General features: G+C 61.3%; 19 protein-coding genes. 4 read left to right on the plus strand and 15 right to left on the minus strand.

Translation table 11 applies throughout. The features are described 5' to 3' along the window. Positions 1-230 precede the first annotated feature (230 nt). Positions 231-3,110: an AAA family ATPase gene (locus G9X67_RS30980; protein WP_171600583.1), complete on the plus strand. Its 2,880-nt coding sequence runs from the start codon at positions 231-233 to the stop codon at positions 3,108-3,110. Between the two features lie 173 nt (positions 3,111-3,283). Further along, positions 3,284-3,892: a class I SAM-dependent methyltransferase gene (locus G9X67_RS30985; RefSeq protein WP_138388839.1), complete on the plus strand. Its 609-nt coding sequence runs from the start codon at positions 3,284-3,286 to the stop codon at positions 3,890-3,892. Positions 3,893-3,960: 68 nt separating this feature from the next. Here the strand turns inward: G9X67_RS30985 and G9X67_RS30990 are convergent, their stop codons facing one another. Beyond that, positions 3,961-5,073, minus strand: a complete 1,113-nt coding sequence (locus G9X67_RS30990) for a hypothetical protein (RefSeq protein ID WP_171600421.1) — start codon at positions 5,071-5,073, stop codon at positions 3,961-3,963. A 364-nt stretch (positions 5,074-5,437) separates the two neighbouring features. On the opposite strand from G9X67_RS30990, the gene G9X67_RS30995 reads away from it, so the two are divergent. After that, entirely contained in the window at positions 5,438-5,950 is a 513-nt protein-coding gene (locus G9X67_RS30995; RefSeq protein WP_138388837.1) for a hypothetical protein, read from the plus strand. Positions 5,951-6,062: 112 nt separating this feature from the next. After that, on the plus strand, positions 6,063-6,266 hold the full coding sequence (locus G9X67_RS31000) for a cold-shock protein (RefSeq protein WP_018480679.1): 204 nt from the start codon (positions 6,063-6,065) through the stop codon (positions 6,264-6,266). A gap of 373 nt (positions 6,267-6,639) precedes the next feature. Here G9X67_RS31000 and G9X67_RS31005 read toward each other — a convergent pair whose 3' ends face one another. The 14 genes from G9X67_RS31005 to G9X67_RS31070 form a co-directional block, all read right to left on the minus strand. Continuing rightward, a complete protein-coding gene (locus tag G9X67_RS31005) occupies positions 6,640-8,265 on the minus strand; it encodes a GMC family oxidoreductase N-terminal domain-containing protein (protein ID WP_171600422.1) in 1,626 nt (541 codons plus the stop codon). After that, on the minus strand, positions 8,262-9,791 hold the full coding sequence (locus G9X67_RS31010) for an FGGY-family carbohydrate kinase (protein WP_171600423.1): 1,530 nt from the start codon (positions 9,789-9,791) through the stop codon (positions 8,262-8,264). The genes G9X67_RS31005 and G9X67_RS31010 overlap by 4 nt, the downstream gene beginning before the upstream one ends. Before the next feature lie 32 nt (positions 9,792-9,823). Further along, positions 9,824-10,666, minus strand: a complete 843-nt coding sequence (locus G9X67_RS31015; protein ID WP_246705477.1) for a class I fructose-bisphosphate aldolase — start codon at positions 10,664-10,666, stop codon at positions 9,824-9,826. Beyond that, entirely contained in the window at positions 10,639-12,387 is a 1,749-nt protein-coding gene (locus G9X67_RS31020) for a glycerol-3-phosphate dehydrogenase/oxidase (protein ID WP_171600424.1), read from the minus strand. The genes G9X67_RS31015 and G9X67_RS31020 overlap by 28 nt, the downstream gene beginning before the upstream one ends. A 12-nt stretch (positions 12,388-12,399) precedes the next feature. After that, positions 12,400-13,395 (minus strand): aldo/keto reductase, encoded by a 996-nt coding sequence (locus tag G9X67_RS31025; protein ID WP_171600425.1) that lies wholly within the window; start codon positions 13,393-13,395, stop codon positions 12,400-12,402. After that, the gene (locus tag G9X67_RS31030) at positions 13,392-14,396 is read right to left on the minus strand and encodes a sugar-binding transcriptional regulator (RefSeq protein ID WP_018480685.1); all 1,005 of its coding nucleotides are present in this window, start codon (positions 14,394-14,396) and stop codon (positions 13,392-13,394) included. The genes G9X67_RS31025 and G9X67_RS31030 overlap by 4 nt, the downstream gene beginning before the upstream one ends. 1 nt (position 14,397) lies before the next feature. Next, entirely contained in the window at positions 14,398-15,390 is a 993-nt protein-coding gene (locus tag G9X67_RS31035) for an ABC transporter permease (RefSeq protein ID WP_018480686.1), read from the minus strand. 28 nt (positions 15,391-15,418) lie between these two features. After that, complete coding sequence (locus G9X67_RS31040) at positions 15,419-16,957, minus strand: sugar ABC transporter ATP-binding protein (protein ID WP_138388997.1); 1,539 nt, start codon at positions 16,955-16,957, stop codon at positions 15,419-15,421. A gap of 68 nt (positions 16,958-17,025) precedes the next feature. Next, on the minus strand, positions 17,026-18,054 hold the full coding sequence (locus G9X67_RS31045) for a substrate-binding domain-containing protein (protein ID WP_138388831.1): 1,029 nt from the start codon (positions 18,052-18,054) through the stop codon (positions 17,026-17,028). A gap of 367 nt (positions 18,055-18,421) precedes the next feature. After that, a complete protein-coding gene (locus tag G9X67_RS31050; RefSeq protein WP_171600426.1) occupies positions 18,422-19,363 on the minus strand; it encodes an ABC transporter ATP-binding protein in 942 nt (313 codons plus the stop codon). Positions 19,364-19,385: 22 nt separating this feature from the next. After that, complete coding sequence (locus G9X67_RS31055) at positions 19,386-20,021, minus strand: ABC transporter permease (RefSeq protein WP_029871235.1); 636 nt, start codon at positions 20,019-20,021, stop codon at positions 19,386-19,388. Beyond that, complete coding sequence (locus G9X67_RS31060) at positions 20,018-20,650, minus strand: ABC transporter permease (protein WP_065283107.1); 633 nt, start codon at positions 20,648-20,650, stop codon at positions 20,018-20,020. The genes G9X67_RS31055 and G9X67_RS31060 overlap by 4 nt, the downstream gene beginning before the upstream one ends. Before the next feature lie 37 nt (positions 20,651-20,687). After that, on the minus strand, positions 20,688-21,506 hold the full coding sequence (locus G9X67_RS31065) for a PhnD/SsuA/transferrin family substrate-binding protein (RefSeq protein WP_171600427.1): 819 nt from the start codon (positions 21,504-21,506) through the stop codon (positions 20,688-20,690). Positions 21,507-21,511: 5 nt separating this feature from the next. Further along, complete coding sequence (locus G9X67_RS31070) at positions 21,512-22,516, minus strand: ornithine cyclodeaminase family protein (RefSeq protein ID WP_171600428.1); 1,005 nt, start codon at positions 22,514-22,516, stop codon at positions 21,512-21,514. Positions 22,517-22,593 lie beyond the last annotated feature (77 nt).

Genomic DNA, 22,593 nt, shown 5'->3' on the forward strand with positions numbered 1-22,593 from the left:
CATATTCCCCACCCTGTGGCTAAGGCGGGTGGTGTCGCATCGGGCATTTTGAGTATGACGGGGCCTAAAATCCACTTTGGCAGCATCAGGTGATCCAGTCGGATCCAGGTCAAGGTTCCGGGGGGCTGAACATCGCCGGCACTTGGGATCTCCGCATCGCTACTCTGCACCGTCGGGATGACTATGTTTTCATCTCTGCTAATCTCGAACTTCAGGTTTCGGAGCATCTTGTGTCGACATCCCTCAGAAGGTCTCGGTTTTCAGGCCGTGCAGTAGAACTCGATTCGATGGAGTCCGCTTTCCGAGATGTGTCCGGCGGGCGGCAACGTTCCCTTCTTGTCGGGGCAGAAGCAGGCGGCGGCAAAACGCGGCTGGTTGAAGAGTTTGCCAACCGACTGTCCGGCCGCGCCCTGATTTTGAAAGGCGGGTGCATTGAGCAGCGGGAATCGGCATTGCCCTACGCGCCGGTAACGGCTGTTCTGCATGAACTTGTTCAGCTGCGCGGCGCGCCGGCAGTCAAATCCTTTGTCGGCGCCGAGGGTGCGCGAGAACTGGCCTGGCTTCTTCCCGAACTCGGCGAGAGCTCCGAAAGATTTGATGCGGGCATCGCAAGAGCGCGGCTGTTCGAGGTGATGCGAAAGCTGTTAGAGGAGCTGGCACGGGAGACACCGCTCGTGGTGGTCTTCGAGGACATTCACTGGGCCGACCAGGCAACTTGCGATCTGCTTCGTTTCCTCGCGACACGGCTGAAGAAAATTCGGCTGATGCTGATCGTCACCTATCGACCCGAGGAGACCAGCGCCACCAACGCCCTGCGGACGACCATCGCGGACCTCTCACTTTCCGAGGGTGCCGAGGTGTTGACGCTTCCCCGCCTTCAGCGCGCGGAGGTCGCCGTGCAGCTCGAGGGGCTGCTGGGACGCCCCCCAACACCTGCGCTGATCAACGAGGTCCATGCGCGGTGCTGCGGAATCCCGCTTTTCACGGAGGCACTCATCGATGCGAGCGGAGGCTTGCGCAGAGATTTTCCTGGTTCGCTCAACGACTACCTGCTGAGAGCCGTCAGGGACATGCCGGCGTCGACGGCCGAGCTTTTGAAGGTGATGGCGCTCGGCGGCCCGCATATCACTCATGCGCTTCTTCGCAGCGTCGCGAACAAGGCCGATCTTGAATTAGCGGAATGGCTGCGTCCAGCGATTTTGGCTGGGATCCTGGTGCCTGATCATGATGGATATGCGTTCCGCCACGCACTGATCCACGAAGCGGTGCGGCGTGACCTGATCGCCGGCGAAAAGGTGGCCATCCATCGCGCCTATGCGGACGTGCTCGAACGCGGACCGGTTCCAAGCTACCGGGTTTGGCATTCCGTAGCGCTCGCGCGCCACTGGTACGGCGCCGGCCAAGCCGAGAATTGCCTGCGATGGGCCCGGCAATCCGCCACTGAGGCCGCGGCTACTTTCGCCTATGCAGACCAGATGGAAATGCTGAAGCTCGTGCTGGCAGTATGGCCCGAGGTCGATGATGCGATTGTAGTGATCGGCGCGGATCACTGCAAGGTGTTGGAACTCGCTGCCGATGCGGCCTGCTGGGCAGCGGAGGCGGAACAGGGGTTGGCTTTTGTCGAACGCGCACTCGCCGAAGTGGACGTCGGTCGCAACAAGGAGCAACTGGCAGCACTTCTTCTGCAGCGCGCGGTGATGCGTCAACACGCGCTTATCCCAGGCGAGATCGCCGACCTGGAGCGCGCGCTCGATCATGCGCCCGATTCCACAAGGCTGCGCGCGGACGGACTGGGACAGTTTTCCCGCGCACTGATATTAAGGGGAGAGTTTGATCGCGCCAGCCGCTTGGGCGACGAACTGAAGGACCTGTCTGAAAGGCTCGATGACGAGGAGTACCGGATAGAGGCACTGATCGTCGCCGAGTCTTTGGAGATGGCATCGGGCAGTTACCACATCGATAGCCTCTGGAGCGTCATTGACCGCGCCAGGCAGGCCTCCATCGGACGAGTCGAGGTGCTGGCGGGCGCCGCATTGCTTCGAGCCCTGCTTGAGACCGGAAAATATCCTCAGGTCGCCGAAATCGGACCGGCGATCTTTGCGCGGACGGTCGAGTTCGGCCAGGCGCGCTATATCGGGGCGATAATCGGTTCGCCTTTATGCCGCGCTCTCCTCGCCTTGGGCCGCGTTTCCGAAGCCATTGAGACATGCGAGCGGATGGCGGCATTGGATCCGCTGCCGCTCGGGCTCGTTCATGTTTTCGAATGCCAGGCGGAGATCGCCTTGGTATTGGGGAATTCGGATCGAATTGCCGTTGCGGCGAGATCCTTGCGCAGTCTGCCACCCGGCCCTCAGGTTGCGAGCCGCATGGCGGCCAATCTGTTGAGATTTGACATCGAAAGCCGCGCGCTGGCGGGTGACATGGATCAGTCTGCGACCCTGGCAAGATCCGTCTTGACCCATTGCGAAAAACAAGGACGCGTCTCTTGGCCACTCCTGGCCTCGGCGATGCGCGTTGCCGTTGATACGAACCAGAAAGATGTGGCGCGGCGGTTTGCCGACCTTGCCGCTCGGTCCTCGTGCCGCAATGTGGTGGAGGAAGCCGAGCTGCTGGGCATCCTGGCCGAGATGTCGCGCTCGACGGGTTCCGACCTCGAGGCGTGGGAAGCGGTTGCCAAAAGCTGGGCTGATTTGAGCCGGCCCTTTCGGCAGGCATATGCTCTTATGCAGGCCGGTTGTGCTGCGGTGAATGCCGGCCAGCGCGCGAAGGGTGCGGGCCATTTCCGACGAGGCGCAGACCTTGCCCATTCGACCGGCGCTTCCCTCCTGGGCAATCAGATCGAGACCCTCGCCGAAAAGGCCCGCATTGATCTTGGAAACGGGAAGGAGGGTGGCATGCCGAAGGCACCCCTCGGCCTGACGGATCGGGAATTCGAGGTGCTCCGGCTTCTCGCCGCGGGACAGAGCAATCGCGAGATCGCCGTCCATCTGTTCATTTCCTCGAAAACGGCGAGCGTTCATGTCTCCAACATCTTGAGCAAGCTCTCCGTCCCCAGCCGCGGCGCCGCGGCCGCAATGGCCCACCGGCTCCGGATCGTAGATCCCGCCTGAAGTTCGCTTGTCTGGCTATGCCCTTCCGGTGTCTGTCGTTCGCACGATACAGTCATTGCATTCCTATTTGATTGTCTAGGTATGTTGCCTGATGTGCTTATGCCGGCCTTAGGCCGAGGGTGTTCATATAGCGCGCGCCGAGCGGCGCCCAAATGCGAACATCCGGAGGTCAAATGAACATCTCTTCCGCCACCTTGGCCAACACCCAACGCACGATCGATTCTTATGAAGGTTGTGCCGATGACTATAGTCGCATCGTTGATCAGTTTCCCTGGCCGAGCCTCGAGGCGGCACTGCGTCAGGTCGCCAGCGCCGCCGGCAAGGGCGGCCAGATCCTTGAGATCGGCTCGGGGGCCGGATGGGATGCGGATTTCCTGGAGACACTGGGCGTTTCGGTAAGGCGAACCGATGCGACGCGACGGTTTCTGGAACTGCAGGCGGCGCGCGGCAAGAAGGGCGAGCTCCTCAACGTCATCACCGACGACCTTGACGGCCCCTATGACGCGGTGGTCGCTCTCTGTGTCCTCATTCATGTGCCTCGTGACCAGACCGGCCCGGTTCTCGAAAAGATCGTCGCTGCGCTACGCCCGGGAGGCGTCTTCCTGGTGTCGATGCGCGATGGGGACGGGGAGACAAGCGGCGCCTACCATATGTCCTACTGGCGCCGGGACGATTTCGCGCTGTGCATCAAGGAGGCGGGGCTCGCTCTTGAATGGGACGCACACAGGATCAACCGTGACGGCGATGGGTGGAACACGTTTTACGCTCGCAGACCAGAGTGACGCGGTTTCGTGCCGCTCCGGTCCGCCACCGACCGTGAAGGCTCGGTCAGACAGCGGGGGCCATCTTTCTATTTCCAGCTCGTATAATCGTCGGCGACGCAACCAAACGGCGCGCGATCCTGACCGAACCGCTTCTTCAACTGCTCGCATCCCCACTCGTTCAACGGCGCTGGCATGAGATTGTTGATGTCCATGCCAGGCGATTGGAACGCTGTCGTGGAGGTCGTGACGTACCAAAGCCAGAAGCCGACCACACCCACGACGATCAGAAGCAACACACCGAAGAAAAGCTGCAGCCGCTTCCAGATCGATACCGTCCTTTTTGGTTCTTCAATCAAAATCGGCGCATTCCGATCGCGTTCTTGCTGATACGCGAAAGGTGCAAGAGCTGCGGTGCGCTCATTATCCGTAAGCTCCACGCGCTGAAGACGATCGTCGAGAAGCACCGGCAGGGCCGTATTGCCGTGCCTGACGGCCAGTCCGATCGCCTTGCCATTGGCTTCACCGACGATCAGAGGCTCCTCTCCATTCTTCATGCGCGTGTAAGCCGATCGTCCCGTTTTGTCGTCGGCGATCTTGTCGTTATAGGTGATGGAAAGGACGCCGCGTTTGCGGTCGAATGCGGTGATCTCGACCGGGACAGGGGTCAGCAAGGCAGGCCGAAGCAGTTGGCCCTTGACCCGCCAAATGCGGATAGCGAGAAAAATCATCCCCAGGCCCATGCCGCCAAGCAGAACGGCGAACACAGTAAGCGTGATGATCCGGTTCCAGAGCATGTCCAGACCCAGGCTCATCGTCGCAAGTTCCGGGTGATCGGCTGATATCACCAGACCCGTTTCGTAGTCGCCGGTATGGAAATCGACGAACATGACCTCGACTTCGGTGTCGTAGTCTCGTCCACCGTAGCTGTAGACCAGGCGTGCCTCGCAATCGGTAAAGACTGCCTTGCGTGTCGTGCATCGCCCGTTTTGCACGTCGCCATTTTCAAGCGTCAAAGGGTTCTGGCTGATCTGGAAATCGCGGATTACCCCTGGCGCTTCCGAGACGAATAGAAAGACAGCCAGTGCGAGGATGATGGGCGTTGCCCAGAAGTAAGCATTCGGCGTGGAGATGACGTTGCGCGCCAACGAAAGCGGGCGACCAGGAAGAACAAGTGAAGGCAATGGCGTCGGACCCCTCATATGTGACAGCGCAATGGGCTGGCAAGCTCAGGCAGCGGCCAATGAGGCAGCAATTCAAAGCGCTGCCGCGTCCTTTGCGCAACGCGCGGCGCTATAGCGGAATTGACGTCATTGCGGCCGGCTTGCACAATCTCATTGTGTAAGACCGATCTAAAGCCTGAGGCGGGAGATCGGCAATCCCTTTCAGCGTGCGTGGGCATCATTTGTACGTTGATCTTGTTGAAAACGTCCGCACTGCGTTGAGAACGCGATCGAATCCCTCCCCTACGGAACCAAACCATCGCCGAGCGGTTATATGACACCCCTCCTCCTCGAAGAGCCAAGCGTCATGATGCGGATGTTATGTGGCCCGAAAGTTACTCAGATGATCAAGATCCTTGCCTGCGCCATCGCCGCTGCTACGGCGTCAATGCTCACGGCCGGCGCCGCCCACGCCGACGAATCCGCCTTCCTCAAAACACTGGCGGGAAACTGGAGCGGTAACGGTACGGTGAAAGTGCGGACAAATGCACCCACGATTAAAGTCACTTGCCGTTTCAAGTCGGACGCGAATGCAAGTTCCCTTGCACTCAATGGACGCTGCACCAGTCTCGTCGTTTTTTCCCGTGTCATCAGCGCTAAACTCAAGGCCAGCGGTGACAGCTACACCGGCTCCTATGTGGGCGCGGGCACCGGCACTGCGGGTCTAGGCGGAAAGCGCGCTGGTAATGCCATAAGCCTCGCGATCAAATGGGCGAAAGAGGTCAATGGTGACCGACGTGCGCAGATGACGATTGAAAAAACCGGGGCATCCGGCATGCGCCTCACAACCGTCGACACAGACCCCGCTACAGGTCGATCGGTTGTTACGAGCCGCATTGACCTTCGTCGGAGCTGATATCTTTTTGCGTTCAAAGAGCCTCTAGCGTGCTAAAGGGTTGATAGAGAAGCTCCGAAGCTATAGTTTCGCCTTCGCAAATCGTCGAACGATACAAGGAAATAGTTATCTCATGCCGACAGGTACCGTTAAATTCTTCAATGACGACAAGGGCTTCGGCTTCATCACCCCTGAGGGTGGCGGCCAGGACGTTTTTGTTCACGTGTCTGCACTGCAGAGCGGCGGGTCGCTCCGCGAAGGCGACAAGGTCAGCTTCGAAGTTGGACAGGATCGCAAGACTGGGAAATCGAAGGCTGAGAACGTCTCGACCATCTGATCGAAATCGAAGGTGGCCCAGCCTGCGTTGAGCGGGTTGGGCTCATCCTCACGAGTCGTGGGCGCGAATGCCTTCGTACTCTAAAGCGCGTCGCGATCTTTCAGGTTCGCTCTCGCGCTTTAGGTCTTTGTGCTACGCACGTCGTTGTCGCAAAACCGCTGCACGGTTTTGTGCGATATGCTTTAAGCCGAACCGACGGCAATCGAGGTCTGAGCGTGTCGTTTGACGTCAGCACCTTGGAAATTCCGAATATTACGCGTGACGACGCTCACGCCAGCGCAGTCGCGGCAAACTGAGCATTTTGTCTCTGACAAAAGGATGTTCCACGCATTCGCTTTAGACAATGCGAGAGTTCATCACGGCGAAGAACTCATCACACCCCTGATAGAATGCTTTCCGCGGCCTTCTCGGCAATCATGATCACCGGCGAGTTCGTATTGCCCGACACGATCGTCGGCATGATCGAGGCATCAACCACCCGCAGTTTCGCCAGCCCATGCACCCGCAATTGTGGATCGACAACCGCCATCATGTCGCTGCCCATCTTGCAGGTACCGACCGGATGGAAGATCGTCGTGGCGATATCGCCGACGCGACGGATCAGCTCCTCGTCAGTCCGGTATTCCGTGCCCGGGAGCATCTCCTGCGGCAGGTACTTGGCGATGGCACCGGCCTCCATGAGCCGGCGGGCATGTCGGATCGATTTCGTCGCAACCAACCGGTCGCCGACGGTCGAAAGATAATTCGGGCGGATTTCCGGCGCCGCGGAAAGGTCCGGGCCGCCAACATGCACCGTCCCCCGGCTTTCCGGCCGCAGATTGCAGACAGAGACGGTGACGGCGGGATATTTGTGCAGCGGCTCGCCGAGCCGGTCGGTGCTCAAGGGCTGCACGTGATATTCGAGATCGGCGGTTGCAACGGCCGGATCGCTCTTGGCAAAGATACCGAGCTGGCTCGGCGCCATCGACAACGGCCCGGACCGGCGCAGCATATATTCAAGCCCCATGCCCGCTCGGGTGAGCAGGTTGTGATAGAGCTGGTTCAGCGTCTTTGCGCCCTCGATGCGGAAGACCGTCCGGATTTGCAGATGGTCCTGCAGGTTTTCGCCGACACCCGGAAGTTCATGGGCGACGTCCAGTCCGGCAGCGGACAACACATCCGGGCGACCGACCCCGGAAAGCTCCAGGATTTTCGGCGAATTGATCGCACCGGCGGACAGGATGACCTCGCGACCGGCGCGAGCCAGATGGTTCTGCCCGTTCAACCGGAACCGCACCCCGGTCACCATCCTGCCGTCAAATTCCAGCCGCTCGGTTTCGGCGCTGGTCAGCACACGAAGATTGGGCCGCTTCATCGCCGGGCGCAGAAAGGCCTTCGTCGTGTTCCAGCGCAGGCCGCCGCGCTGGTTGACCTCGAAATAGCCCGAGCCCTCATTGTCGCCATCGTTGAAATCGTCGGTCTTCGGGATACCGAGTTCTTCAGCCGCGTCGCGAAAGGCATCGAGGATCGGCCAGGAAAGCCGTTGCTTTTCCACCCGCCATTCGCCGCCTGCCCCGTGCATCCGCGACTTGCCACGATAGTTGTCCTCGGATTTCAGGAAATAGGGCAGCACGTCGTCCCAGCCCCAGCCGGAATTACCCGCCTGCCGCCAGCCATCGTAATCGGCCGCCTGGCCGCGCATGTAGATCATGCCGTTGATCGACGAGCAGCCGCCCAGCAGTTTTCCACGCGGATAGGGCAGTGACCGACCGTTCAGTCCGGCTTCCGCGGCCGTCCTCATCATCCAATCGGTGCGTGGATTGCCCATACAGTAGAGATAGCCGATCGGCACATGCACCCAATGATAGCGGTCGCTGCCGCCGGCTTCGAGCAGCAGGACGCGGGTTTTCGGATCGGCCGACAGCCGGTTGGCCAGAACGCATCCCGCCGATCCCGCGCCGACGATGATGAAGTCGTAGCTTCCCGCATCAATGGCTGCATCATCCACACGCTTGTTCACGCCGCCGCCCCCGCTGCCGCCGGCGGGACCACCGTCAGACGCCGCCAGAGCGGTGCCATCGCTTCGGCGATATCCTGATAGAGAGCGTAGCGCCGCGCATAATGCGCCTCAAGCGAGACATCCGGTCGATAATGCCGCTCGGTTCGCACCATGGCCGCAGCACCAGCGCCGAAGTCCGAGAAGACGCCGACGCCGGTTCCGGCAGCAATCGCCGCCCCCAATGCACCGGTTTCGCGCGAGCGGGCAACGGTGACGGGTACGCCGAGCACATCGGCAAAGATCTGCGGCCAGATTAGGCTGCGCGAGCCGCCCCCGGAGAGCACGGCTTCATTGAACACCGCCCCGGCCTTTCGGATCGTCTCGATGTGCTGGCGATGACCGAAGGCGACGCCTTCGAGAAGCGCGCGAACGAGATGCCCCTTGGTGTGCCAGCCGGCAATGCCGTAGAAGCCGGCGCGTGCGTGACCGTCCTGCTGGGCGCCATAGAGATAGGGATGATAGAGCGGGTCGTCTGCCGCGGGCTCGATCGCCCCGGCCAGCGCGCAGCAGGCATCGAAGGGCGGAACGCCTTCCGCATGCTCGCCTTCGAAGAACTCCCTCACCAGCCATTCGAGATTGGCAGCCGAGGTGGCGCTGTTCTCCATCGCCATGTAGCGGCTGCGATCGAAGGTCGAGGACATGAAGACCGGCCCGTCGAGGTCGGGACTGTCTATAACGACCTGGTTGATGCTCCATGTGCCGGCAATGATAGAGGCGCTGCCGGTGCGCGAAACGCCCGAGCCGAGCGCCGAGGCGACGACGTCGAACAGCCCGCCGACCACAGGCGTACCGGCGGCGAGCCCGGTTTGCGTCGCGACCTCTTCCGTTACCGTACCGGCAATGTCGGCGCTTTCGATGAGCGGCGGCAAGAGGTCCATGCAATCGCCCAGTCCATAGGCTTCCATCAGTGCCTTGTCGTAGCGGCGCGCGGCAAGATCGAGCAGGCCGGCCCCCGACATGTCGGACACCTCGCTGACGCGGCGGCCTGTCAGACGGTTGACGACGAAATCTTTGGAGAAGAACACCGTGCCGATGCGATTGAACAGTTCCGGCCGGTGACGCTTCAACCAGGCAAGCAATGTCGGCGTCTGGGATGGCCACGGGCGCTGGCGGGCAATGGGATAGGTCCGGTCTCCAACGCCGGCCTCTCGCCATTCGTCGACCAGCCCGGCCGCCCGCGTGTCGAGCGACTGGATGCCGATGAGCGGAGCGCCGTCGCGATCAAGCGCATAGAGACCGTTGCCGTGCCCGGCGCAACCGATCGCGGCGATTTCCTCCGGCTTGATCTCCGCCTTTTCGATGCAGGCGCGAATGACCTGCCGTGCATTCGCCCATAATTCGTCCAGCCCCCGCTCGACATGCCCCGGGCTTGGCATGCGGCTGTGTCCCTCTTCGGACGCAGCCGCGATCTCGTTACCCGCGCGGTCGAAAATCACCGCCTTGATGACGGTGTTTCCGGCGTCGAGCCCCAAAAGATAGTTTCCCATGCAGAACCCCTCCCCAGATTCGAAATCGCTGCTCAGCCCTGCTGGTAGAGCGCAAAGGCCTGTTCGCCGCTCGCATCCTCGTGCACGATCGCCATCAGCCCGCGCACCACGGCACTCGGATTGGCGTGCTGATAGATGTTGCGCCCATAGACCATGCCCATTGCGCCTTGCCGCATCAAGGCTGCGGATTTGTCGAAGACGGCGCGAAGATCTTCCTTGCCGCCGCCGCGCACCAGAACCGGGCAACGGGCTGCTTCCACCACTCTGTGGAAATCCTCGGCATTGGTGGTCGGATCCGCCTTGACGATATCCGCACCCATCTCACGGGCGAGCCGCGTCAGCGTAACGATCTTGTCGGCATCGCCATCGACCATGTAACCGCCCTTTTCGGTGACCGGTTGCATCACCAGCGGCTCGATCATCAGCGGCATGCCATACTTGTCGCAATCGGCCCGCACACGGGAAATGTTCTGCACGCATTGACGGAACAGGTCCGGCTCGTCCGGCAGCATGAACAGGTTGACGACAACGCAGGCTGCATCCATTTCGATCGCGCCGATCAACGGTTCGGCCTCGTTCTGCAGCACCGCCCACATGTCGCGGTGGCGGATCCGGTTGTAGGGATTGCCCATGTCGATGCGCATGACCAGCGACGGCTTGTCCTTGCCGGGCACCTCCTGCAGCAGGTCCGCCTGGCCGTAATTCATCTGGATCGCATCCGGCCCGGCAGAAACCAGCGCCTTGACGACGGCCTGAATATCCTCCAGCCCGTTGAGGAAGGACGGTTCATTGCAGACGCCGTGATCGATCGCCACGTCGAGGCAGCGGCCGCCGCCGAACAGCCGGTTCATCCGGACTTTGCTGTTGTGTCGCATTCTGTGCTCCTTGGTTCGTTCCTTGCCGAAAGCATGTCTTCGTCGACGCCGTGGCGTTCGGTGAGAAGGGTGAGAAAACGGTCGCGCTCACGGGTGCGATGCGCGAGCGTCCAGTGCTTTTCCTGCGTCAGCAGGTCGAGTACGGCATCCATCATATCGAGCGAAAGCTCGCCCGAAACGGCAAGCGTCGTGCGCCGCAAAAGCAGGTCGTCGAGATGTTCCACCGCTTCACAGCGGATCAGAAACTGCAATTCGCGCATCGAGTAGCCGTCGTGCGGCAGCACCGCATCGGGGCCCGCCGCGATGAAACCGGCAACCGCCTCGGCATCCGTGCCGTATCGGACAAACAGCTCAGACATGCGCCGGACGGAAAGGCCTTTGCTGGCCGCCGCCTGCGCAAGCCAGACAGGCGCGTTGGCGGGAAATGCCTGCCCGCCGCCGATCGGCCGATCGGTTGTCATAATACGGCGCTGCCTGCCTAGCCTTTCCAGCGCCATGTCGGCCGCCAGTTCCCCGAAGGACCGGAATGTCGTCCACTTGCCGCCGATCATGCACAGAACCGGTGGGCCACCATCCTTCGGCTCTACGACCGTGCAGAAATGATCGCGCGGAATGCGCCCGGTAAAACTGTCGGTGCTGGCCGGCAGCGGCCGCACGCCGGAAAACTGGAAAACGATCTGTTCCGGCCGGATGGCAATATCAGGCAGCACGAAGGCGAGCGACTGCAGGATATAATCCCGCTCGTCCGCCTCGCAGCGCACCGTTTCCGGATCATCGACGCGGATATCGGTGGAACCGACGAGAACCTTGCCGAGATAAGGAAAGAGGATGCAGATCCGGCCGTCCTCGTTCTCGTAGTAGATCATGTGATCGGCAAGTGCGTCGCGCAGGTCGGCATTGTCGATGATCAGATGCGAGCCCTTGGTGCCGCCCATCAGCGGTGACGGCCGGGCGTCTGGCGAAAGCAGGGTCTGATTGGCGATGTCGATCCAGCCGCCGGTGGCGTTGATGATCAGCGCCGGTTCGACGGCAACGGATGCGCCGCCGATCTGGTCTTCGACGCGGTACTGACCATCCTCTGTCCGCCGCAGTTCCGCATAGTTCAGCGCCATTGCCCCGAACTTTGCTGAAAGACCGTCCTGCAGAAGCTCGATGCCCAGCCGCTCCGGGTGGCTGACCCAGGCGTCGAAATAGGTGGCGGAACTCTTGATGTCGGGATTGAGCGCCGGCCACTTGGCAAGCGTCGTGCGCCGGCCGCGAAACTGGTGGCGCGGCATCAATGCCCGCTTGCGGGTCAGGAAATCATAGATGCTCAGGCCCGCCTTGATGGCAACGGCGCCACGCCGGCTCGGGCGGCGGCTGAGGCCCAGGAAGCGGACGATGCCATTGCCAAGGCCGGAAAATATATCGAACACCGGCACCGTCGTCGGCAGCGGCGCGACGTAATGCGGCGCGTTGCGCAGCAGCCGGTCCCGCTCGACCAGGGATTCCTGCACCAGCTTGAATTCGCCGTTTTCAAGATAGCGAAGCCCGCCATGCACCATGCGCGACAGCGCCGAGCTGGCCCCGGAGCAATAGTCGTGTTTCTCGACGAGCAGCACGTTCAGTCCCTGCAGCGACAGCTCGCGAAAGACGCTGATGCCGTTGATGCCGCCGCCGATGACGCAGACGTCCACCTTCGGGCTCTGGCGGAGCCCGTCCAATATCTCTTGCCGTTTCATGATGGCGATCCGCTACCTGTCCATGTCAGTCAGTTTCGCCGCTATGGCCGTATCGATGGCGGCAAGATCGACCGCATCCAGCCGGATGGTCCCGGCCCGTGCATTGTCGAGCGCCTGTGCCGGATTGCGCGCCCCGCAAAGTGCAAAGGTGACGCCCGGCTGCGCCAGCGTCCAGGCAATCACGATCTGGGCGATGCTGGCGCCGTGTTTTTCGGCGACCGGTTGGATGGCGTCGGCCAGCGCCGTCGCCTTCTGGCGGTTGCCGACTGAAAAGCGCGGATTGCCCTTGCGCTGGTCGTCGCCTGAGAACACGCGGTCCGGACCGATGGTGCCGGACAGCAACCCCAGCGCCAGCGACGAGTAGCTCAGCGTCGCAATGCCGTTGGCCTTGGTCAGCGGCAGAAGCTCCGCCTCGATCTCCCGGTCGATCATGCTGAACCGCTCCTGGATCGCGTCGAGACCACCGGCAGCGATATAGGCACTGAGGTCGTCGGGGCTGACATTGCTTGCGCCGATCGCCCGGATCTTGCCCGATGTGCGCAGGTCTTCCAGCGCCCGCATCGTTTCCTCGATCGGGGTCGTCGGGTCCTGCCAATGGGTGATGTAGAGGTCGATATAGTCGGTTCCGAGCCGCCTCAGGCTTTCCTCGACCTCATGCAGGATCGCGTCGCGGCCGAGATAACGGTGCACCGGCTTGCCGTCCTGGTCGAAGAAATGACGGCCCTTCTGCGTATGCCAGACAAGGCCGCATTTGGTGGCGATGACAGCCTTGTCGCGTCGCCCGGTCAACGCCCTGCCGACGATCTCCTCGGAACGTCCAAGCCCATAGGCCGGTGCCGTATCGATCAGCGTCACGCCGGCATCGAGCGATGCCTGGATCGCGGCGATGGATTCGGCCTCATCGGTCCCGCCCCACATCCAACCGCCGATCGCCCAGGTGCCCAGTCCCACCGCCGAAGCGGAAACGCCCGATTTGCCGATCTCACGTGTCAATTGCTGTCCGCTCATGCCCATTTTCCTTCGCCATTCGCCAGTGCCAGCACGCGGGCACCCGTCGCCTCATCGGTCACCAGCGTATCGAGATGATTGCCGCGCAGAACGCTGAGGATCGGCCCTGCCTTGTTCGGCCCGCTCGCCACACCGATCTTGGTGGGGATCGAGGCGAATTCCGGCAGAGTCAGGGACACCAGCGAACGGTTGAGGCTGTAATCGCAGACCTGGCCATGATCATCGAGCAGATGCGCCAGCAATTCGCAGGAGGCGCCGGAGCGCTCGATCGCGGCGCGGTCGGTGCTCGAGGACGGATGCAGGTCGTAATAGCTCGAATCGTCCGAGAGGATCGAGCCGATGCCGACCACCGCCACTTTCGCCTCGCGCGCCCGTTTGAAAACGTCTGCAACGGAACGCATGTTGATCAGCATCGCCCGCTGCTCGGCATCATCGGCAAAGAGGGGCGCATGGATCTGGTAGGAACGCCCCCCAAGCCGGTCAGCCATCAAGGTCGAGACATGGTTGACATCGGTATAGTGTTTACCTTGCACGCAGCCGGTTGCCGGAATGACCTCGACATTGAACCGACGCGGCGGCTGCAGACCGGCCACGACGGCGCTCACCCCTTTGCCGCCGGTGATGCAGATCGTATCGCCGTCGGTGATCTCTTCCAGCAGCAACCTTGCTGCTGCCTCGCCGACGGCTTGAAGCGCCGTCTGCGGATTGTCGGACACTGTCGGCACCACCACGGCGCGGCCGATGCCGCCAAGCGCTTGTAGCCGTTCTTCCATATCGACCAGCGGCTCGACCGGCGACTTGATCTTGATCTCGACCAGGCCGAGCTGGCGGCCGCGCTTGATCAGGCGATTGACGGTGGCGTGCGAGATGCCGAGCTGATCGGCTATCTGCGCCTGTGTCAGTCCCTCGAGGAAATGTAGGACCAGGGCCTGGTGCATCTGCCGGGCGATGACGATTTCCTCGCGCGGCGCATTTGCGGGTTTGAGCTTGGCTATCGGCATATCAGGCAGCCTTCCGCTTGTGCAGGAAATGGTCGATCGAGACGGCGGCAAGCAGAATGCAGCCTTTGATCATGTCTTGCCAATAGACGGACACGTCAAGCAAGATCAACGAGCTTGTTACGACCGACAGCAGGGCAATACCGAGAATAGCCCCAAGGATCGTGCCGGAGCCGCCATTCAGCGACGCACCACCGATCACCGCCGCCGCGATGATGTTGAGCTCCATGCCAACACCAAAGGTCGGGGTCGCGGCGCCGAAGCGGGACATATAGATCACCCCGGCAACGCCGGATAGCGTGGCGCAGAGCACCGTCACCCAGAACTTTACCTGGTTGGTCTTGATACCGGAATAGAGCGCCGCCTTTTCGTTGCTGCCGGTGTAGAACACCTTGCGGAAGGCGGTTGCCCGGCGCAGCAGGAAATCGAACAGCACGACGACCGCAACAAAAATTAGGATCACATAGGGGACGCCATAGAACGTGCCCTGCCCGACCGCCTTGAACGAGGGCGGCAAGGTAAACAGCGACAGTGGCGTGCCCTTGGTGATGATCAGGCAGATACCACGCACGATGACCATCGCCGCAAGCGAGGTGATGAAGTGGTTGAGCCCGACAACCGTGACGAAGAAGCCCATGACACAGCCGATCAGACCGCTGGCAATGATCCCGATCAGGGATGCGCTCCACGGATCGAGCCCCATCAGGAACAGTGAACCCGACAGCACCATCGAGAAGCAGACCACCGAGCCGACCGACAGGTCGATGCCGCCGACGATCAACAGGATGGTCATGCCGACGACGACGATCCCTTCCACCGAAAACGACATCAGCATCGCCCGGAAGTTGCCGAGCGTCAGAAAATGCGGCGAGGCAAAACTCATGACAATGCAGAGCGCCAGGATGATCGCGATCAGTCCCGCCTCGCGCATCGTCCCCAACCGTTTCCAGCCGGGCGCGCGCGCCTGATGTGCCGTTGCCAATGTAGCGTCCGCCATGACCCTGTCTCCTGCCCCTGCTTTTTCCCTACGCGGCATGCTCTGATGCCTTTGAATTGTTGTGGCCGCCGATCCCCGAGGCGAGCCGCATGATCGCTTCCTCCGTCATCGCCTCGCCCTCGACCTCGCCTGCAACGGTGCCTTCGTGGATGACCAGCACCCGGTCGCACAGACCGAGAAGCTCCGGCAGTTCCGACGAGATGACGACGATGCCGATGCCGGAGCGCGCGAGATCGCGCAGCAGCCGGTGGATTTCCGATTTGGCGCCGACATCGATGCCGCGGGTCGGCTCGTCCATCAGGATGACCTTGGGATCGACCGCCAGTTGCTTGGCAATCGCCACCTTCTGCTGGTTTCCCCCCGACAGCGACGAGACCGGCATGTCGATGCCACCCATCCGCACGCCGAGCCGCCGGACCAGGTTGTGGGCACGATCCGCCTCGGCCTTGGAATTCAACAGTCCCAGTGGTCCGGTCAGCGATTTCAAATCGAGAACGGCAATGTTCTGGGCAATGGAAAGATCGAGGAAAATGCCGGAGCCTTTCCGGTCTTCCGACAGATAGACGACGCCCGTCTGCGCGGCCTGCGCATAAGAGCGCGCCCGCAGCCGCTCTCCATGCAGTTGCACCTCGCCGCCGGTTACCGGCCGCAATCCGCAAATACCTTCGGCTATCTCGGTGCGGCCCGAGCCGATCAGCCCGCCGACGCCGAGAATTTCACCCTTGCGCAGGTCAAAGCTCACATCCGTGAAGCGGCTGCCGTCGCCGAGATCGCGGACGCTCAGAATGATCTCGTCGGTCCGCTCCGTCGGCGCCTGCTTTTCCGGATAGAGCTGGGTGATCTCGCGTCCGACCATGCGGCGCACCACATCATCCGGCGTCACGTCCGCCACTTTCTCCGTCGAGACATAACGGCCATCGCGAAACACGGTGACCCGGTCGCACAGGCTGAAGATTTCGGCCATGCGGTGGCTGATATAGATGATCGAAATACCTTGCGCCTTGAGGTCGCGGATGATTCCGAAGAGGATCTGCGTCTCCGATTCCGTCAATGCCGCCGTCGGTTCGTCGAAAATCAGCACCCGACAATCGAGCGTCAGTGCCTTGGCGATCTCGACAAGCTGCTGGCTGGAGATCGACAGGTCGCCGACTTTGCGGCGCACGTCGATCGGCGCCAGACGGTTCATCACGACCTGCGCATCCCGCTCCAGCCGGCCATAGTTCATGAAAGGCGAGCGGCGGCGGTTGGTCGCCGCCATGAACATGTTCTCGGCCACCGTCGCATCGGGGCAGAGCGCGATTTCCTGATGCACGAGGCCAAGCCCCAGCGATTGCGCCACGGCCGGCGACGTCACCTTTACCGGCGCGCCATCGACGAGAACGTCGCCCTCGGTCGGCTGCAACACGCCGGCAATGATGTTCATCAGCGTCGATTTGCCCGCGCCGTTTTCGCCGCAAAGCGCATGAACCTCGCCTTTTTCCAAGCTGAAGCTCACCTCCGTCAACGCCTTCACCGCACCGAAGTGCTTGCTGACATTGCGGATTTCCAGAACCGGCACCGACGCCATCATCGTCTCCTCCTCACGCTTGCGGTGGCTGTCCGGAGCTTCGTGCTCCGGACAGCCAGCACAAAGGTCTATTCCTCGATGCCTTTGGTGCCCCGCCGCTTCAGATACTTGTCCCAGTAGAAATCGTCGGCATTGGCTGCCGTGACGATAGACAGGCCGTTGTCGACGAACGGAATGCTCATCGGGTTGAAGCCAACGCGCTTGGCGTCGTTCATCGGGTCGATGAGTTCTGGATGCTTGGCAAGCCACAGGAGCATGAAGCCCATGTAACCCTGCATGCCCTGGTTGGGGTTGATCGAGCCGAACACTTCGCCCGCCTTGATCATGTCGAGGATGTTGGCGTTGACGTCGGCGCACATCACGAGGATCTTGCCGCCGCTTTCCTTGTTGGCCTGCGAAGCGCCGATGGCCGAATTCGCTTCCGGCATGAAGACGGCGCCAATGTTCGGATGTGCCTGCACCAGGCTCATCAGGCCCTGATAGGCCTTGTTCGGGTCCTGGTTGGACGCAGCGCGGCCGACCAGCTTCATATCAGGATATTTTTCCTCCATACGGGCGATGAAGGCGGCGATACGCTTGTCGTGGTTGTCCTGGCCCGGATTTTCCAGAACGGCATATTCACCCTTGCCACCCATCTTTTCGGCAATCGCGTCGGCCGCATAGGTGCCTTCGCGGGTATTGTCCGAGGTGACGAACGAGATGCGCTTGGAGAGCGGCGCATCGGCTGCGAAGGTCACGACCGCCGTGCCCTGGTCGATCGCCCGGTTGATCGGCTCGATGAACGGGTCGGAGTTCATCGGGTGAACGAGAATACCGGCCGGGTTCTGGGCCAGCGCCTGGTCGAAAGTGGCGATCTGCTTGTTGACGTCATATTCCGGCGTGCCGGTATAGGCAGTCTCGCAACCGAGCTGCTGACCGGCCTGCTTGAACATTTCATAGACCGGGAACCAATATTCGACGCCCGATACCATGACGTTCATGACGTATTTTTCACCGGGCTTGCAGCGGAACGGATTTTCCGTGTCCGCGCTGGCCATGCCGGCATAAAGCGTCGATGCGAGGACCGCCAATGCGGTCGTGCTTAGAAATTTGCGCAAGTTTCCTCCTCGAGGCCGAAGCCCCTCCCAAATATCCGGCGGCGCCTCAGCGGCTGCCGATGATCCATTGAAGACCGGAGTTCCTCCTCGAAGTCCGGTATGGGCAGATAATCGCAACGGCAGAGCGCTGTCAATATAATTCATGCTATGAAATATATTTCAACGCTATCCACCCGTGTGGCGGTCGATGCCTGCCTGCAAGCGCTCAAGGTTAATGCCGGTCGTCATAGCGCCTGGCGATGTCGTCCTGCTCCGCAAACGACCCAGCCGGGAGCACTTCCGCTTTCCCCGCGCCATGGAAACGCTTTATCTTTTTTGGTTTTGTGCAATTTCGGGCGCAAGACCGCTGCGCACTTTGCTGGATGCTCTACAGCCGATTGGCGCGCAACAAGGTGTCACGAGACAAATATCCCGCAAGCGTCCCATTCGCGGCTCTAACGTGCAGACCCGGCATCTCACCGGAGAGGATAAGCGCCAAGGCGTCGTGAACCGTGGCGTCAGCGGCGATCTCGGCATCGCCGTTCGACGGTTCCGGCGCGGTCATGATCGTCGATACGGCAATCAAGCTCAGCCTTTTTATGGCTCGGTCGGGGCCGAGGAAACTCTCGACGAATTCATTGACGGGACGCGCGAGGATTTCCTGCGGGGTATCATATTGAAGAAGGCGGCCATCCCGCATGATGGCGATGCGATCACCCATCTTGATCGCCTCATCGAGGTCATGGGTGACGATGACGACGGTCTTCTTCACCTTCCTGAGAATATCGCGGAATTCGTCCTGAAGCCGAACGCGGGTGATCGGATCGATCGCGCCGAACGGTTCGTCCATCAGCATGATGGCAGGGTCGGCGGCGAGCGCACGCGCGAAACCGACGCGCTGCCGCTGCCCGCCCGACAATTCGTGTGGCAGGCGCTGCCGCATGATGGCCGGATCAAGCCCCACGAGATCCAGTAGCTCGTCGACCCGGCGATCGCTGCGCGCCTTTTCCCAACCGAGAAGCCGCGGCACGGTCGCGACATTGCGCGCGATCGACATATGCGGAAACAGACCGACTTGCTGGATGACATAACCGATGCTGCGGCGCAGCTCTTTCTGATCGACCCGGGCGATATCTCTGCCATCGACCAGCACACGTCCCGTCGTGGGTGTTTCCAACTGATTGATCATGCGCATGGTCGTGGTCTTGCCGCAGCCTGAAGGGCCGATCAGGGCAACCGTCGTACCGGTCTCGATCAGAAGATCGAGATTGTCGACCGCATGCGAGCCGCTTCCGCCGTAATTCTTCGTAACATGGTCGAGATGAATCATCCTGATATCCGCTTTCGGCCGCTTAGCGCCGTTGAGTGAAGACGCGCTCCAGTGCGCCGAACGCCAGTTCCGCAAAGATCGCGAGCAACGCGATCGGGACCGCTCCGACGAGAAGGCGCGGCATGTTCATGATCGCAATGCCGGCATTAATGAAATCGCCAAGCCCGCCACCGCCGATGAAGGAGGCCAGCGCCGCCCCGCCGATGACCTGGATGGCACTCGTCCTGACGCCTGACAGAATCGACGGAACGGCCAGAGGAAGTTCGATCTCCCACAGCATCTGCCCGCCGCTCATGCCCATTCCATCGGCCGCATCGATCACCGAAGCGTCGATCTCGCGGATGCCGATGATCGTGCTCAACAGCAGTGGCGGCACGGCAAGGACGATGAGGGCGACCACCGACGGCAACAATCCGATGCCGAGAAAGGGCATCGCCGCCGACAGGATCGCAAGGCTCGGTATGGAGCGCAAGGCGCCGGCAATATTGACCACTGCAAAGGCGGCGCGCGGTGCCCGTGCAACGGCAAATCCGAGTGGCACGGCAATGACGAAAGCGATGCCGAGCGATAGGACGCACATCAGAAGATGGCGATTGAAAGCGTTGAAGAAGGTACCGGAGTTGTTGAAGATCCAGCTGAATGCATCGATAACGATCATGCTGCTTTACCTCCACTGCGCCGGCGCAGCAGCTTTTCGAACGATGCAAAGCAGTAGTCGGCAAAGAGCGCCAGAAATGACGTCAGCAGCCCGCCCGCGATGATCTTTTCGGGAAACCGCTGGTCGATCCCTTCGAAAATGATGACGCCGAGCCCGCCGGCATTGATATAGGCGGCAACGGTCGCGATGCCGATGACCGTCACCATGGCAATGCGGATACCGCCGACGATATAGGGCATCGCCAGCGGCAGCTCGACTTCCCAGATCCGGCGCGCGGTGCCGTAGCCCATGCCATCGGCAGCTTCGAGTATGTCACGCGGAATTGCCTGAAACCCCATGCCGATATTGCGGATCAGGATCATCAGCGAGTAGGCGGCAAGACCGGTAATGGCGGGTGCCGCCCCAATCCCCATGACAGGAATGAGAAGCGCAAACAGCGCCAGGCTCGGCACGGCGAACAGGATACCGGTGAAGATGATGATAACCGCAAAGCTCCGCGGCCGCCTTGCCGCCCATATCCCGACGATCAGCGAGATCACCAGGGCAATGCCGACCGAGGAAAAAACGAGATACAGGTGCTCCAACAGCGCTTCGAATAGCCGGTCGAGGTGTTTAGGGACCCATTTCATTGTCGAGACCTCCGCGTCCGGGCGCTCGTTCGCCTGTCTACCATGAGATCCCCAATCTGCGATCGGCGTCGTCGGCTCTCTGCGACAGGACATCGTAGGCCGACGGAGCGACCGACGAAAATCGCCTGAGGCCGAGCCGTTCCAAAGCCGCCGCTCCCTCAGGCGTTTCATGCAACGTCACGAGGCTCCGCTGTAACGCTGTGGCGATGTCTGCGGGTAATGTTTGCGCGGCAACCAACAGCGGCGCGGGAAGCGGATCGGTCGTCGCCAAAATGCGAAGGCCATCGATCGCGTCGCGTTCGTGCATCGACAACAATTGGAAGGCATAAGCGTCGATCGCGCCCGCATCGATCCTGCCATCCTTGAGGGCTGCGACGATGCCTGAGGGATTGAGCAGTGGTCCGACCGTCGTGCTCTGCTTCATCGTGCCCGCAAATCGGCCGGCAAGGTAGGAGCGCGCCGCGTGGTAGCCCGATTGGGAATCGCGCACGGTCCAGCCCCAGCGTGCCGCAGCGAGATCCGCCACCGCGTTCACCGGCCCGGTGGAGGCGACGAGGATGTGGCTGGCATAGAACGGCTGGTCCAAAGACCATGCTTCGCTCGAAACGGGTGCAGCAAGGGCAGCCGGTCGTAAGCCCTCAGGCATGTGCGAAAACGGATAGCCGCACATAAAGACCAGACCCATGTCCGGCCTCGCCCATAGCTCCGACAGCGGCGCCGGTGCTGCATGAGCGATGATCTCGAGCTCGATGCCGGAATGCACGCTGACCAGCGCAAACAATGTATCCCACAGGCCGCGAATGCGCGGACTGAGATTGTACATTCTCGAACAGGCGATTGGCTTGCACATGACCATGGCAACTATGCGAACCGCAGGCGCTGGCCGATATTCATCTCCCTGGCCTTCGCCACCATGGCGGCGCCGAGCGCCACGTCGGTTGTGCTGAGGCCGCGATGCCAGAAGAGGATCGTCTCCTCGTCGCTCTCGCGGCCGGGTTTCATGCCGCAGACGATCTGGCCGATTTCGGCATGCAGGTTCTCGACCGTCACCTTGCCCTCATCGACGTGACGGCGAAGTGCTCCGAACGGCTTGCCGGGGCCGCATTGTCCCCAATCGTCGACGACGACCTTGTCCATGATATCGGTGAGATCGAATTCAAGCGCGCTCATCGTGCCATAGGGCACGACGAAGGCCCCCTTCTTCACCCATTCCGTCTTGAACAGCGGCGCCGGTTCCGGCAGGCGGCTGGCCTCGACCATGATATCGGCGCCCTTGAGGCAATCCTGCCAATTGTCGGTGACGATGATCCTCTTGCCGAGATCCGCCTCAAGACGCTTTGCGAAGGCATCACGGCTTTCCGGGCGGCGCGAATGCACGCGGATTTCATCGAAATCGAAGAGATGGTCGAGAAGCCGGACATTCCAGTAAGAGGTTCCGCGAGCACCGATATGGCCGAGAATCTTGCTGTCCTTGCGGGCGAGATACTTTGCGCCAAGGGCGGTCACGGCGCCGGTGCGCATGTCGGTGATAGCAGTTGCGTCGATGATGGCCTTCGGCACGCCCGTGTTCGGGTCGAACAGGTTGAGAACCGCAAGCTCCGAGGGCAGATCGACCTTGTAGTTGTCGACGAAGTCGCCGACGACTTTGACGCCGGCATAGTTCAGCGCTTTGACATAGCCGCGAAGCACGTTGAAATGGCCTTTGTCGGAGCTCTCCGGCACAAGATGAACACGCGGCTCGATGACGGTTTCGCCCCTGCCCTGCGCATCCAGCGCTTTCGACACCGCATCGAGAATCTCGTCATTCGTCAGCGCCAGCGCCTTGGCATCGAGGGCGTTGAGATAATCGATCCAGATTTCCTGCATTTCCCGCTTCTCCACATTCCTGTCCGGCTGCTGAACGGACGGATTTTCGAACAGTCACCCTAAAGAGATCGCCACGC

It is taken from the genome of Rhizobium sp. WYCCWR 11152 (assembly GCF_013087615.1).
In the GTDB taxonomy this organism is placed as follows: domain Bacteria; phylum Pseudomonadota; class Alphaproteobacteria; order Rhizobiales; family Rhizobiaceae; genus Rhizobium; species Rhizobium indicum.

Excerpts from the sequence above, each read along its gene's own strand:
- G9X67_RS31065 (WP_171600427.1), bottom strand. The coding sequence starts at position 21,506 with ATGGTCATGTGCAAGCCAATCGCCTGTTCGAGAATGTACAATCTCAGT.
- G9X67_RS31050 (WP_171600426.1), bottom strand. The coding sequence starts at position 19,363 with ATGATTCATCTCGACCATGTTACGAAGAATTACGGCGGAAGCGGCTCG.
- G9X67_RS30985 (WP_138388839.1), top strand. The coding sequence starts at position 3,284 with ATGAACATCTCTTCCGCCACCTTGGCCAACACCCAACGCACGATCGAT.
- G9X67_RS31035 (WP_018480686.1), bottom strand. The coding sequence starts at position 15,390 with ATGGCGGACGCTACATTGGCAACGGCACATCAGGCGCGCGCGCCCGGC.
- G9X67_RS31020 (WP_171600424.1), bottom strand. The coding sequence starts at position 12,387 with ATGAAACGGCAAGAGATATTGGACGGGCTCCGCCAGAGCCCGAAGGTG.
- G9X67_RS31015 (WP_246705477.1), bottom strand. The coding sequence starts at position 10,666 with ATGCGACACAACAGCAAAGTCCGGATGAACCGGCTGTTCGGCGGCGGC.
- G9X67_RS31040 (WP_138388997.1), bottom strand. The coding sequence starts at position 16,957 with ATGGCGTCGGTGCCGGTTCTGGAAATCCGCAATGTCAGCAAGCACTTC.
- G9X67_RS31030 (WP_018480685.1), bottom strand. The coding sequence starts at position 14,396 with ATGCCGATAGCCAAGCTCAAACCCGCAAATGCGCCGCGCGAGGAAATC.
- G9X67_RS31025 (WP_171600425.1), bottom strand. The coding sequence starts at position 13,395 with ATGAGCGGACAGCAATTGACACGTGAGATCGGCAAATCGGGCGTTTCC.
- G9X67_RS31070 (WP_171600428.1), bottom strand. The coding sequence starts at position 22,516 with ATGCAGGAAATCTGGATCGATTATCTCAACGCCCTCGATGCCAAGGCG.
- G9X67_RS30995 (WP_138388837.1), top strand. The coding sequence starts at position 5,438 with ATGATCAAGATCCTTGCCTGCGCCATCGCCGCTGCTACGGCGTCAATG.
- G9X67_RS31000 (WP_018480679.1), top strand. The coding sequence starts at position 6,063 with ATGCCGACAGGTACCGTTAAATTCTTCAATGACGACAAGGGCTTCGGC.
- G9X67_RS31060 (WP_065283107.1), bottom strand. The coding sequence starts at position 20,650 with ATGAAATGGGTCCCTAAACACCTCGACCGGCTATTCGAAGCGCTGTTG.
- G9X67_RS31055 (WP_029871235.1), bottom strand. The coding sequence starts at position 20,021 with ATGATCGTTATCGATGCATTCAGCTGGATCTTCAACAACTCCGGTACC.
- G9X67_RS30990 (WP_171600421.1), bottom strand. The coding sequence starts at position 5,073 with ATGAGGGGTCCGACGCCATTGCCTTCACTTGTTCTTCCTGGTCGCCCG.
- G9X67_RS31010 (WP_171600423.1), bottom strand. The coding sequence starts at position 9,791 with ATGGGAAACTATCTTTTGGGGCTCGACGCCGGAAACACCGTCATCAAG.